Origin of the sequence: Bacillus sp. FSL K6-3458 (assembly GCF_038005045.1) — a bacterium.
Taxonomy (GTDB): domain Bacteria; phylum Bacillota; class Bacilli; order Bacillales; family Bacillaceae; genus Bacillus; species Bacillus altitudinis.
Genome location: NZ_JBBOSI010000001.1, coordinates 3,609,991 through 3,623,395 on the forward strand (window position 1 = coordinate 3,609,991; position 13,405 = coordinate 3,623,395).

A 13,405-nucleotide genomic window follows, 5' to 3' on the forward strand; every position below is an offset into this window, starting at 1 on the left:
TTATAATAGAGAAAAGCCCACTAAAGGAAGGTGTTTTTCTCATGTTCCACACTAGAAATTCTTCTCAGCACGAAGCTGAATTTGTATTGCTAGATCAACTGGTCGAAGAGGATCACCTGCTTCGTAAAATTGATCAGTACATTGATTTTTCATTTATCGTAGATAAAGTAAGACCGTATTATAGCGAGAATAAAGGTCGTCCTTCTCTTGATCCACTTATTTTGTTCAAAATGATGTTTATCGGATACCTGTACGGTATCCGTTCTGAAAGACAACTTGAAAAAGAAATTTACTATAACATGGCGTATAGATGGTTTTTAGGTTTGAACATCAATGACCCCGTTCCTCATCACTCGACCATTAGCTGGAATCGTCGTACTCGATTCAAAGATACAACGATTTTTCAAGACATTTTCGACGAGATCGTGCTTCAAGCTATCAATCATGATATGGTAGGAGGCCGCGTTCTTTTTACTGACTCCACTCATCTTAAAGCCAATGCCAATAAACATAAATATATGAGAAAAACGATTGAGCAGGATACCCAGAACTATATAAATGATTTAGAAGAAGCGATCCAAGAAGATCGGGTGGCACACGGAAAAAAGCCCTTAAAGGTAAAAGAGGAGGTGAAAACGGAAAAAGACATTCGTCAAAGTACGACTGATCCTGAAAGTGGCTATCTTTATCGTGAAAACAAGCCAGAAGGCTTTTTCTACCTAGACCACCGTACAACGGATATGAAGTACAATATCATCACGGATGCCCACATCACGCCCGGTAATGTCCATGATTCTGTTCCGTATCTTGATCGGTTGGATCACCAAATCGCACGATTTGGTTTTCAAGTAGAAGCTGTTGCCCTTGATTCTGGTTATTTGACAACCCCAATCTGTAAAGGTTTATCAGATCGCCGTATTTTTGGTGTCATCGCACATAGACGCTTTCATCCAACAAGAGGTTTATTTGAGAAGTGGAAATTCAAGTATGACTCTGAACATGATCATTACATATGCCCAAATGGTGAGAAGCTATTATATACAACAACTGATCGAAAAGGTTATAGGTTCTACAAATCAGATCCTAAAAAATGTACATCGTGTCCTTTCCTTGAAAGATGCACAAGGTCGAAAAATCATCAAAAAGTCATCTCAAGACACATATGGGAAGAACATAAAGAAAGGATCAGACAAAATCGTCTATCTGTCTCTGGAAAAGAGCTATATAAAAAAAGAAAAGAAAAAATAGAGCGAAGCTTTGCAGATTCAAAACAACTGCACGGGCTTCGCTACTGCCGGTTGAGGGGAAAACAAAATGTGAGTGAGCAAGTTCTTCTCACAGCTGCCTGTCAGAACATGAAGAAGATTGCCACACATCTAGCGAAGCTAGGTTAGGTGTGTGGGAGGCCTTTTTCAATCAATCTCATCCATCATCATTACGATGAAAATAAAAAAGATTGTAGAAAAACATGAGTTTCTCTACAATCTGAGAACAGTTTGCACTGTTCTTTTTTTGATTAAATATCGGCACACCATAGCTCTATTTCGATTTTCAGCTCTGGCCACCCTAATGCAGTCACATAGGCAACGGTCATTGATGGATATGCCGTTTTGAAGATTGCATCCCACTGTGGATATAGATGATCCCAATCAATTTCTTCTGTTGCCCAAATATTGACTTTGATGACGTGTTCTTCATTTAACCCTTCTGATGCAAGGATTCTCTTTATATTTTCAAACGTATTGGTGACTTGGTCGTTTAAGCTTGATGGGATCTGTCCATCCGCTCCTGTCCCTACTTGACCTGATGTCACAAATAACCCTGCACCCTTTGGCACCCTTGTGATATGACTGTAGTTGCCAACGGGTTTCGGCATACTTTCTGGATTTTTTCTCGTAATTTTCTCCATGTAAATCCCTCACTCACTATGATTTTTCTGCGTGTTTTTCTTCCTGTAGACAGACTTCACCAATTTTTGTCTATCCTAAAAGAAAACAGCAGTGGAGTATCCGTAGCCACAAGGTAAGAACATCAATATTTTCTTTTTCATGGACGAAACACTCCTTTTTGATTGCGTGAGCAAGGTTTAGATTCATTTCATCCTACCTGATAAATGAACCACAGTCAAAAATAAATGATAAACGATAACGTGCAATATCTTGATTCTTATTGCCTATTATCTAAAATCGTTCTTTTCTTGTTCATGGTTTGTTCAAATTTCTTCTATATAGTAGATCGTAATAGGAGGTAGGATACATCATGGCAAAAATAAATAAGAAAATGATTAGTCTTTGCACCGCAGCTATCAGCAGCTTATACATCACTGGTTATGCAACTACCCATCATGCGCAAGCCGTTCAGACAGCACAATCAAATACACAAACAGACGCTTCTAATCATACATCTGTCACATCAGATACTACCGCCACTCAAACAGAAGATACCACTTCAGAAACTGAACTCAAGGATGGTACTTTCTCTGGTACTGGATCAAATGAGATTGGCTCTATTAGTGTATCTGTTACCATCAAACAAGGAAATATCACTTCTGTCGAGATTACGAGTGATAACACTAGATATGGACAAAGCTCCATTTCCTCATTACCCAATGAAGTGGTCATCAGACAAAGTGCTGATGTAGATACGGTGAGCGGTGCAACATTAAGTACACAGGATTTTGAAACAGCTGTTGCTCAGGCTTTAGAGCAGGCAAAGGCATAGAGAGGAGACACCATGATGAAATGGTTAGGACAACAAAAACTCATTACTTTTCAAAAATCCATGCTGGCTATGGGAACTGTTATCAATATTCAAGTGGTTGCCTATGAAGAAGATCGACGGGCTGTTTTAGAAGACATCAACCGTGCCTTTTCCATTTTTTACGATATCGAGCATCGTTTTAGCCGTTTCCGCTCTGATTCTGAAGTCATGAAGTTAGCCAATCGTTCAAAGCAAGAGGTATTAGTCAGTGAAATGCTTTTCGATTTAACAGCCTATGCGCTAGAGTTAGCCGAGTTAACAAATGGCAAGTATGATCCAACCATCGGAAAAATCATGGAACAAAAAGGATTCGATCGTTTATATACGACAGGACAAACTTTTTCATCACATGACGTACCACATACAGCTGTTCATTACCGTGACGTCCAGTTAAACGAGACGAATCGGACGATTTATTTGAACAAACCGCTGATTTTGGATTTCGGTTCTATTGCAAAGGGATTTGCGTGCGATCTTGCCGCAAAAGAGCTTGAAGCATGGGAAGGCTTTATGATGAATGCTGGTGGGGATGTGTTGGTATCTGGATTTAACGAACAACAAGAAGAGTGGACAATTGGGATTCGGCATCCCATCCACAAACAGACCAACATCTCGGTCATTCAAACCACCAATTGTGCGATTTGTACATCTGGAAGCTATGAACGGATCAGTCGTTATGATCCTCATACGCACCATTTGATACACCCTCAAACGAAACAGTCTGAACAAAGTTTGTTAAGCTGTACCGTCATTGCACCACTTGGTATGCTCGCAGATAGTCTATCCACAGCTGCTTTTTTATTAGGTCGAGAAGGAGGTTATTCTTTTTTAGCCGAACATGAAATACCTGCCGTGATGGTAGATCAAACCGCTGATATGATCGTAACACCGGAGATGAAGGAGGTTCACTCATGGAATCACAACCAGCACCTATCACAAACCAAACATTTTTGAAACCATCACCCTCACTAAAAGCCTACATTCGGACACCAAAACGGTATGTCATCGCCATTCTTTTGGTCCTTTTAGCCGCCGGGAGTCTGCACGCTGGTTTTCTTAGTGGTCTCGCTACAGTTGCTACCAGCATCGGGACAGCACTAATTCTTGACTCTTTCATCTCAAGAGTGATTTGGAAAAACAATAAACACACATTCCCTGATGGAGCTCTTCTCACAGGGCTGATTATTGGCATTGTTCTAAGTCCAGCTACTTCTTTTGCTGTTTCTGTTTTCACAGCCGCAGCAGCCATTTTATCTAAGCATGTCATCACTTATCAAAAGAAACCGATTTTGAATCCAGCTGCGTTTGGTTTATGGCTCTCAGTCATTTTATTTTCTTCCAATCAAAGCTGGTGGGGCGGTATGTCTCTTCTACCTTGGTGGACCCTATTCCTTGTGGTGGTCGGCGGTTATTTGGTGACCAGCCGCGTACAAAAATTCCCGCAAGTTTTCGCCTTTCTAGCAGCATACGGCCTGATCCACCTCATATTGGGATTCATTGGCTTAACGGATGCATCATCTGCTTTTATTACGCCCTACTTGAATGCTGTCTTGTTTCTTGCGTTCTTTATGTTGACTGATCCACCTACTTCACCAGCAAAGAATCGTGATCAAATCATCTTTGGTATCCTCTGTGCTGTCGTTTCGTGTGTGGACTTCTATTTATTTAACAGCTTATCTTACTTACTCACAGGGCTTTTATGTGCCAATGCTTGGAAAGCCTATCGAACGTACCAAACAAATCAAAAGCGACGGGTAATAAGCACGAAAGTCGTCTAAATAAAAAAACGGACATCGACTTCTCGACGTCCGTTTGACCATACATTATAAACGATAACGTGCAATATCTTGATTCAATCGCATGCTTAGCTCATTGAGCCTTTCTGCTGCCTTCGCAACATTGGAGATGGCGGTGACTTGTTCGTCTGTAGATGCAGTGATTTCTTCAATCGCTGCGGCATTTTCTTGAGAAATATGGGCTGCACCATGCATCGCTTTTGTGATGAGGTCGTTTTGTTCCAGTAATGTGTTCAGCTCTTTTGCCATCGCATTTGTTTCAACGATGGTTTGTGAAATTGATGTAGAGATGGAATTGAATTCTTTTTCTGTTGCGTGAACCGCTTCATCAAGCTCGGCAAAACGATCCATTGTTTTGGACATCATGCCAGCTGTAGCCGTCGTTTCTTCTTTAATGCCTTGAATCATCTGCTGGATTTGAACGGCTGATTGCTTTGTCTGTTCAGCTAAATTCCGCACTTCACTCGCCACAACCGAGAATCCTTTGCCATGCTCTCCTGCACGAGCTGCTTCAATGCTCGCATTCAGGGCCAGTAAGTTCGTTTCATTTGAAATGCTTTCAATGGTATCTGTGATTTGAGAAATATCTTGTACTTTTGTACTTAACTGCTCGATCCCTGATCGAATGCCTTGAGATGCCTGAATGGATTGCTCATTTGATTGTTTTAATTGCTGGACAATTTGCTGACCCTGCTGGGAAGATTGATTCGACTGGTCTGAAATTCGTTTGATCTGGTCGCTTTGTTCTTTGACGTTTTCAATGGATTGATTGAACTGAGTCATTTGTTGATTGGCTACCTCAAGGTCTGATGCTTGATGAAGGGTCCCTGTTGAGATATCTCCAATTGCTCGGCCAATTTCTTCACTGCTGGCAGATGTTTCTTCAGAGATGGCGGATAGATCTGTCGCAGATTCGACGAGCTGGCTGCTCGTTTCCTGCAAACCGCTCACAAGTGCTCTAAGCTCTCCTGACATATGATTAAAACCTTTTGCCAGCTGCCCAATTTCATCCGAGGTTTCTTTTAAGCTGGTGCGTTCAATATTGCCCGCCGCAATTTCTTTTGAAGCAGCCGTAACTTGCTTGAGCAGTCTCACTTTTCCTCGGGCTGCCAAATAAAAGACACCCATACTTAAAAGAGCGACACCTGCTGTAATGAGAATAATATAGAGCTTCATCTGCTCTAGTTCTTTATAAAATTCATCCTGAAATACGGCGATTCCTATACTCCAATTCCACGGTGTAAACTGGTTCATATAAGCGAGTTTTTGCTTTTCTTCCCCCGTGGCATCGTCTTTATCCATATAGGTGATATAGTGTGCATCCTCGCCTTTTGCTGTGGCGCCAGCGACCATTTTTTGACGATTTGTCGTGTTATCTGGGATGACGCCGATGTCGTTAACCGGATGAACCTGTGATGAATAATCGGCTCCATATGCGACAAGGTAGCCTTTATTTTTATAGATGAAATCTGATTTTTGAAATTGGTACCCTTTGCCGTCGTCATTCTTCGGCCCACTCAAGTATATACGGGCTTGTTCCTGCGCCTGTTCAAGCGTCAGTTCTTTGTTCTCCACACGGTCGTTCAATTGTTCAAGAGTGGCCATCGCTCCATTTACGATGTGTTTTAAATCTGCTTTCCCTGCATCAATTAAGACATTTTTCGCTAAAAAATACCCCGTTGTTCCTACAAGTCCGCCTGTTAAAATTGTAATAACGATAATGGCTGACATCAATTGAAAAAAGACACTCCTTGAAGCAAACGCTTTCTTTTTCATGTTCTAATTCCCCCTTACTACATATATCGTCATGCAGGGGAAAGTATTAAAAAAGTCATAGAAAAAATCCCTTTCACGTTAGAAAGGGATCTCAGATTGTTGACAAAGGGCTAAAATGAACTTGATTTTAGCCCTTTGTCTTCTTTTCAGCGTGATAGAAAACCTTTGCAGTCTAGGAAGGACGAGTATCGGAGCGGAGCGAATGAGAGATTCGTGAGCACCGACACACAGGACTGACACCGAATGCGGGGGGTTGTCTATACGCTGAAAATCCCTTTCACGTTAGAAAGGGATTTTTTGATTATCGCTCGGTTTCTTTGAGGATGGCTTGATAGAGATCGTCTTCAGGTTTGAGTCCACATACCTCTTGAAGCACACCTTCAATTCCTTTTTCTTTCCTTAATGCCTGCAAGCGAACCGCTTCTTCGTCTTCTGCAAAGTCGTAAGCCAAAGCAGCAGCGATCCCTTTGATTAAGTACACTGGCTGCTTGATCTTTTTCGCTGGACCGATTAAACGGTCATCTGCTCCCAGCTTTCTAAGAGGAGAGCGTGCGACACGAGTCACTTCATCGGAGATAAAGGCATTTTCAAATCGTTTGATGATTTTTTGAATGTACGCATCATGTTCTTCTTTTTGGAAGCCATACGCGTCAATTAAATAACTGCCCGTTTCATGAAGGGCACCTTCGACAACTTGACGAATGTCTTGTGTATCAACAGCTTCTTTAATGGTTTTTACGCCTTGCTGATACCCGACATAAGCCGCTAGTGCATGTCCTGTATTGACGGTGAAAAGCTTCCGTTCAATATACGGCGTCAAATCTTGGACAAAGGTCGCTCCGTCAATTTGAGGAACATCTCCAATAAAGCCCGTCTCATCAATAACCCACTCGAAAAATGGTTCAACCGACACTTTGAGAATGTCCTCATGGTGCTGAATCGGAACAATGCGGTCAACCGCAGCGTTTGGAAAACCCACGGTTTGTGATATCGCTGCTTGCTCATCTGCTGTTAAATGAGAGAACACCGCTTCTTTTAAATGAGCACTTCCCCCAATCATATTTTCACATGCCACGATGTTGATGATATGGTCAGGCTTTTTTTGTTTTAATCCTTCAGCAATTGATGAGGCAATGATCTTCAATACGGCTGGTCCAACCGCTGTTGTAATCAAATTGGCTGTGGCAACCGCCTCTGTTAATGCTGCTGGATTTTGCGAAGAATTGATCGCTGATACGGGCCCGACTACTTCTTGCTTCTGCCCTGGTGCTGCGAGTTCAACCGTGTATTCTCCTCTTTCATTCAGCTCATTGATGACCGCTTCATTCACATCGGTAAAGACAAGTTCAAAGCCTGATGTCTTTAACAAAGAACCGATAAACCCTCTGCCAATATTCCCTGCTCCAAAATGAAGTGCTTTCATGTTAGTTCACCTCGTTAAAGATGGCGATCAGTTCATCCTGATCCTTTGCATGAATGATCCGTTCTACATTTTCTTCTTCTGAACAGACAATCGCAATTTGAGACAGAATATCAAGATGCTCGTTGTTTTTCCCGGCGATCCCAAAGACGACTTTCGCCACATTTCCTTCACCATATTCAACACCATCTGGAATTTGGATAATCGAAATCCCTGAATGAAGGACAGCCGCTTTCGCATCCTCTGTTCCATGAGGGATTGCAATGCCGTTCCCCATAAATGTAGAAGAAATCTCTTCTCTTTCAAACATTTTGTCGACATAATCACTTGTGACATAGCCGTTTGCTACGAGGACTTCGCCTGCTTTTTTGATGGCTTCTTCTTTAGAACCTGCTTGTTCGTTTAGAAAAATATTGTCTTTAGAAAGTACTTGTTTCATACATGATCACACACCTTTTTTAGAATAAAAATCAGGAAAACAACCAAAACGGGGAGTTCAATTAGGAAAAATTGGACTCAACCCGTTTCGTCATGTTATTTTTTCAATTTCTCAATCAGCTCGTCATATTTCGGGCTGTTTAAGAAATTATCCACTGAGATATGCACAGCGCCTGGCAGCTTTGCCTTGGCTCTGTCTGTTAAATCTTTATGAGTAAAGACCACATCCGCATCGTCTGGGATGTTGCTGATAGATGTGTTTGTCACATCGATATCAAGCTCTGCCTTTTTCACTTTGTTTTTCAGAATGGACGCACCCATTGCACTTGAACCCATCCCTGCATCGCAGGCAAAGATGATTTTGTTCACGTCATCTGGATTGACATCACTAGGAGATGCTGCTTGCTCGTTTGCTTGAGCGTCTTCTTTTTGTGCCGTAAGAGCAGCGGCCGCTGCACTTTTCTTGCCTTTCATGTCCTGCATCTTTTCTGTTGCTGCTGTTAAATCTTCGTCAACTTCTTTAGATGCTTTCAAAATGACCGATGCGACAAGGAACGATACGATAGCTGCTACGACAACACCTGCTAAAACGGCAAGGTGACCGCCTTTTGGAGACATCAGCATAAGCGCAATAATACTTCCTGGTGACGGCACTGCTTTTAATCCTGCATTTAATAATGTGAACGTCAGGACACCACTTGCTCCCCCTGCAATGACAGCCAAAATGAGTTTTGGTTTCATTAAGATGTACGGGAAGTAAATTTCATGGATTCCTCCTAAAAACTGAATGACAATGGCACCTGGTGCAGACTGTTTCGCATTTCCTCTTCCAAAGAACATATACGCAAGAAGAACACCTAAGCCTGGACCTGGGTTTGTTTCAAGCAAGAACAGAACAGATTGCCCTGTCTTCGCTGCTTGCTCGACCCCTAATGGACCTAAAATACCTTGGTTAATCGCGTTGTTTAAGAATAATACTTTTGCAGGTTCAATGAAGATACTTGCTAGTGGCAGTAAATGAGCATTGACAATGATATCTACACCTGCCGCAAGGGCTTTATTCAGACCTAGTACCACTGGGCCGATAGCATAGAATGCAATGGCAACAAGAATGGCACCGAGGATACCTGCCGTAAAGTTATTCACAAGCATTTCAAAACCTGATCTGATTCGATCTTTAAACAGCTGGTCGATTTTCTTAATAAGATAACCGCCCAGCGGCCCCATGATCATGGCACCTAAAAACATTGGAATGTCTGAGCCAACAATGACCCCAATCGTAGCTGTAGCACCAAGCACTCCGCCTCGATGGTCATAGACGAGTTTACCGCCTGTGTAACCAATTAAGAGCGGCAGTAAGTAGTTAATCATCGGTCCAACGAGTGTAGCTAATTGCTCATTCGGAAGATAACCACTTGGAATGAACAAAGCTGTAATGAGTCCCCATGCAATAAATGCACCAATATTCGGCATAATCATGCCGCTTAAATAGCTTCCAAAGCGCTGTACTTTCACGCGGAATCCGCTTTTTTCCTGCATCTGTGAAAACCCCTTTCTTCTCTCCCTTTATTTCGGGCTTTATAGGTCAAAAGATATAAGAACAAGAGTCAGTGAAGCCCTTATACCTATCGTAAAACGCTTTCACTTTCCCTTCAATTGAAACTAAATGTCACTTTGTCACTTAGTGTGTGACAAAATTGAAAAATGATGTGAATTCTCTTTCAGATCATAGAAGATAGTGGCTGAAAAGGTGAATCAGCCGGCATTTTCTCGAAAATTCATTGGAATTTCACAACTTTCAAATGGTCACTTCTTGTTTCCTCTACTTAAATCGAATAGGCTTATATTGATCAAACATTCAAGAAACGTCTGCGCAGACAAGACATGACACAGAAAAAGTGAACCATCTTGCTATTTGTTTCGTTTACCTTTTAGAGTGGGCGGTACAATAGAAAGAGCGGTTTTTCTGTGACTCACAGTTTACTGCCGCTTTCTTTCTGATACATGAGACATTTTCATAGGTAGAAAGGCGGTTATTCACATTGTTGAAATATAGTAAGTGGCTTTTGCTGCTCATCTTCATGTTCTCCTTCTTCATGCCAAAAGAGGCATTTGCTCATGCATATGTAGTGAGCTCAAATCCAGTGGCAAATGAAGAGCTGGATCAGCAGCCTCCTGCAGTCTCGATCACCTTTAGTGAAGGAATCGAAAGTGGATTTCATGCCATTAAGGTGTTCAATGCAAAAGGGGATCGTGTCGATCAAGGAGATACGGTCATCAAAGAGCAAAAGATCATGGAAGCAGCTTTAAAAAAGAATTTACCTAAAGGAATTTACACCATTCAATGGAATGCGGTATCAGCCGATGGACACTCTGTGTCTGGCATGATTCCTTTTAGTATCGGAAAAGCGGATGGAGGATTTGATCAATTAGATCAAGGACAGTCGAGTGAATCCATCGATATGGCTTCAACCATTGACAAAGCCTTTCTGTATACGTCATTTAGCTTATTTCTTGGAACCATTTTATTTGGGCTTCTATGGTTTAAAGCGGCCATAACAGATGTTTTAGCCCGGCGAATGAAGCGACTCTTAACTGTTTCACTGATCATGATGGGCGGAGCACTCTTGTTCCAGCTGCCGATTCAAACTAAATCAGCGGCAGACGTGTCCTTTTTAGGGGCATTTCAACCATCGCTTTTACAAGAAACCATTGCGTCGACTTCGGGCGGAAGTCTGTGGATGATGCTAATGGCGTCATTTGTTCTACTGACGATCTGGACAATTGTGGCGATGAAAAAAGGAAACTTCACTTCCTTCCGGGTATGGCTGTTTCCACTGCTCATTTTCATCGTGCTCCTTTGGCTAAAAGCACAAATCGGTCATCCAGCCGCAACAGATAATAAAATACTGACAACGTCACTTGACTTCATTCATCTCATTTCTGCATCTATTTGGGTCGGCGGCTTAACAGCCATTGTCCTTCTTTTGATGAAGAAACTGCCGAATGAAGATCAACCGCTCATACGTAGCACCCTGACAGCTTTTCATCCGTGGGCACTGCTCTCAGTTGGGCTCATTGTGTTTTCAGGATTTGTGAATGCGATTTTTATTCTGCAATCATTTGATGCCCTTTTCCAATCAGCTTATGGACGCACCTTCTTAATCAAACTTGGTTTATTTATCATCATGGGTCTCCTTGGGCTCGTCCATTATTTGATGCTGAGATTGGAAAAGAAGCAGAAACGAAACGTATCTTTACGAGCAGAGTGGATCATTGGGATCGCTATTTTACTATTAACAGCCGTATTCACCAATATCCCAAGTCCTCCACCGCCTGCACCAGAGCCATTCTTTGCAGCCAATCAGGTGGAGCATCGTGACCTTGTGTCTTTGAGCATTACCCCGAATGCTCCTGGTAAAAACACGTTCGAGGTGGCATTTACGAAGAAGGATGGACAAACGATCACAGACATTCAATCTGTGACAGCTAAGATCCACAAAGTCTCCTTGTTCGGTGATGAAACGCCTAACGAGTTTCAGCTGAAACGATTAAAGAATGGACACTTCTCGGCTGAAAACCTCTTACTAAATGAAAAAGGCACTTGGAAAATTAACATTCATGCGTTAACTGGTTCTTTTGACAACATCGATACGACATTCATTAGAAGAAACTAAAAGGAGTTTATATGATATGAAAAAATACGTTAAAGCTTTATTACCAATGCTTCTCGCTTCATTTTTACTGGCGATTCCTGTAAGTGCACACGTGACAGTCAAACCTGATACATCTGCAACTAATGCTTGGGAAACCTATACGTTAAAAGTACCTTCTGAAAGCGACAGTCCGACAACAAAGGTTGTCATCACGATGCCTAAAGGCGTAGAATTCCAGCAATACGAGCCAGTGCCTGGCTGGAAAACAACAACTGAAGAGAAAAACGGAAAAGTCACAAGAGTCACTTGGGAAGCAACTGGCGATGGTGTCCTTGCTGGGCAGTTCCAGCAATTCGTGTTTGTTGCAAAAAACCCTGAAAAAGCCGGCGAAGCGGCATGGGATGCGTATCAATATTATAAGGATGGATCAGTAGTTGAATGGACTGGCGACAAGGACGCTGATAAGCCTCATTCGATCACAAATATTGTTGCGTCTAATACCGTAACGGATTCACATGGTCAAGAAAAACCAAAAGAAGAAAAGGCATCTGAAACAGCCTCTGCTTCTTCTTCACCACTTGTTCTTGGTCTGTCCATTGCAGCCTTAGTTGTGGCATTGATTGCACTTGGGCTTGCTTTTAGAAAGAAATAAACCTTACATGAGCGATCGTTTTTTCAAGCGGTCGCTTTTTATTTTCCCAACCTATCATTTCCAATATAGGATTGAATAGGATACTCGTGCATGCCATAATGAGACACATGACCACCTAGGAGGCTATGAGATGAACCATCTAATCATATTTGCTCATCCCCAGCAAAGCTTAAATCAAACCCTATTAGATCTTGTTGTAAGCACTCTTTTGAACAATGGTCATGATGTGACAGTTCGTGATGTGTATGCCATTGGCTTTCCGCCAGAGCTGACAACAGCAGAAAAGGCTGCCATGAAAAATGGGCATGTGCCGATACCGGTTCAAAGAGAGCAGAAGCTGATTCAGCAAGCCGATGTCCTCACATTTATCTTTCCAATATGGTGGACAGGCTTGCCAGCGATGCTAAAGGGTTATGTGGAGCGCGTTTTTTCAGAGGGATTTGCATATGAGATCAATGAAAACGGAGTGGTGAAAAATCTGCTTCGAGACAAAAAAGGGGTCATTATTAATACGCATGATGCACCGAGGACCTTTCTTGATTCAAATATGATCATCACCCCCAGCCATCAGATGACGACAGATACAGCCGCCTTCGATCTGATCGGCGTTGAGCCAGTCGAACGGCTCTTGTTCAGCAGCATGGAACAAGCATCTGCAGACGACATCCACGAGATTCTCAAAGAAACAAAAGAAACGGTGGATCAACTTTTCCCACCGGCTGTTTAACATAAAAAAGACTGCCGAGACTTCTCGGACAGTCACAGATTGTTGACAAAGGGCTAAAATGCACTTGATTTTAGCCCTTTGTCTTCTTTTCAGCGTGATAGAAAACCTTTGCAGTCTAGGAAGGACGAGTACTGGCGCGGAGCGAATTTCACATTCGTGAGCACCAGCACGCAGGACTGA

Annotated in this window: 12 protein-coding genes; 7 read left to right on the forward strand and 5 right to left on the reverse strand. The window is 42.3% G+C overall.

All coding sequences use genetic code 11. The features are described from left to right. Positions 1 to 41 precede the first annotated feature (41 nt). The gene (locus MHH23_RS19155; RefSeq protein WP_340960069.1) at positions 42 to 1,394 is read left to right on the forward strand and encodes an IS1182 family transposase; all 1,353 of its coding nucleotides are present in this window, start codon (positions 42 to 44) and stop codon (positions 1,392 to 1,394) included. A gap of 122 nt (positions 1,395 to 1,516) precedes the next feature. Here the strand turns inward: MHH23_RS19155 and MHH23_RS19160 are convergent, their stop codons facing one another. Beyond that, positions 1,517 to 1,909, reverse strand: coding sequence for a RidA family protein (locus MHH23_RS19160; protein ID WP_007498112.1), 393 nt, complete (start codon positions 1,907 to 1,909; stop codon positions 1,517 to 1,519). A 350-nt stretch (positions 1,910 to 2,259) separates the two neighbouring features. Here MHH23_RS19160 and MHH23_RS19165 point away from each other — a divergent pair, with 350 nt between their 5' ends. From MHH23_RS19165 to MHH23_RS19175, 3 genes are read left to right on the forward strand one after another with little or no spacing between them, the layout of a single operon-like run. Further along, positions 2,260 to 2,721 carry an FMN-binding protein gene (locus MHH23_RS19165; RefSeq protein WP_340960071.1) on the forward strand — a complete coding sequence of 154 codons (462 nt, stop codon included), beginning with the start codon at positions 2,260 to 2,262 and terminating at the stop codon, positions 2,719 to 2,721. Between the two features lie 15 nt (positions 2,722 to 2,736). Beyond that, on the forward strand, positions 2,737 to 3,714 hold the full coding sequence (locus MHH23_RS19170; RefSeq protein ID WP_144679594.1) for an FAD:protein FMN transferase: 978 nt from the start codon (positions 2,737 to 2,739) through the stop codon (positions 3,712 to 3,714). Further along, positions 3,672 to 4,538 carry an RnfABCDGE type electron transport complex subunit D gene (locus MHH23_RS19175; RefSeq protein ID WP_340960074.1) on the forward strand — a complete coding sequence of 289 codons (867 nt, stop codon included), beginning with the start codon at positions 3,672 to 3,674 and terminating at the stop codon, positions 4,536 to 4,538. The genes MHH23_RS19170 and MHH23_RS19175 overlap by 43 nt, the downstream gene beginning before the upstream one ends. A 45-nt stretch (positions 4,539 to 4,583) precedes the next feature. Here MHH23_RS19175 and MHH23_RS19180 read toward each other — a convergent pair whose 3' ends face one another. The 4 genes from MHH23_RS19180 to MHH23_RS19195 form a co-directional block, all read right to left on the reverse strand. Continuing rightward, positions 4,584 to 6,332 (reverse strand): methyl-accepting chemotaxis protein, encoded by a 1,749-nt coding sequence (locus MHH23_RS19180; protein WP_340960075.1) that lies wholly within the window; start codon positions 6,330 to 6,332, stop codon positions 4,584 to 4,586. A 301-nt stretch (positions 6,333 to 6,633) separates the two neighbouring features. After that, positions 6,634 to 7,755, reverse strand: coding sequence for a mannitol-1-phosphate 5-dehydrogenase (locus MHH23_RS19185; protein ID WP_340960077.1), 1,122 nt, complete (start codon positions 7,753 to 7,755; stop codon positions 6,634 to 6,636). Position 7,756: 1 nt separating this feature from the next. Continuing rightward, positions 7,757 to 8,191 (reverse strand): PTS sugar transporter subunit IIA, encoded by a 435-nt coding sequence (locus MHH23_RS19190; RefSeq protein WP_019743148.1) that lies wholly within the window; start codon positions 8,189 to 8,191, stop codon positions 7,757 to 7,759. A 95-nt stretch (positions 8,192 to 8,286) separates the two neighbouring features. Further along, positions 8,287 to 9,729 (reverse strand): PTS mannitol transporter subunit IICB, encoded by a 1,443-nt coding sequence (locus MHH23_RS19195; protein WP_041091126.1) that lies wholly within the window; start codon positions 9,727 to 9,729, stop codon positions 8,287 to 8,289. A gap of 503 nt (positions 9,730 to 10,232) precedes the next feature. On the opposite strand from MHH23_RS19195, the gene MHH23_RS19200 reads away from it, so the two are divergent. The 3 genes from MHH23_RS19200 (at position 10,233) to MHH23_RS19210 (ending at position 13,225) form a co-directional block, all read left to right on the forward strand. Then, complete coding sequence (locus MHH23_RS19200) at positions 10,233 to 11,867, forward strand: copper resistance CopC/CopD family protein (RefSeq protein WP_285529137.1); 1,635 nt, start codon at positions 10,233 to 10,235, stop codon at positions 11,865 to 11,867. A 16-nt stretch (positions 11,868 to 11,883) separates the two neighbouring features. Beyond that, positions 11,884 to 12,498 (forward strand): YcnI family copper-binding membrane protein, encoded by a 615-nt coding sequence (locus MHH23_RS19205; RefSeq protein WP_019743151.1) that lies wholly within the window; start codon positions 11,884 to 11,886, stop codon positions 12,496 to 12,498. 130 nt (positions 12,499 to 12,628) lie between these two features. Further along, the gene (locus tag MHH23_RS19210) at positions 12,629 to 13,225 is read left to right on the forward strand and encodes an NAD(P)H-dependent oxidoreductase (protein ID WP_058336806.1); all 597 of its coding nucleotides are present in this window, start codon (positions 12,629 to 12,631) and stop codon (positions 13,223 to 13,225) included. Positions 13,226 to 13,405: the final 180 nt, after the last annotated feature.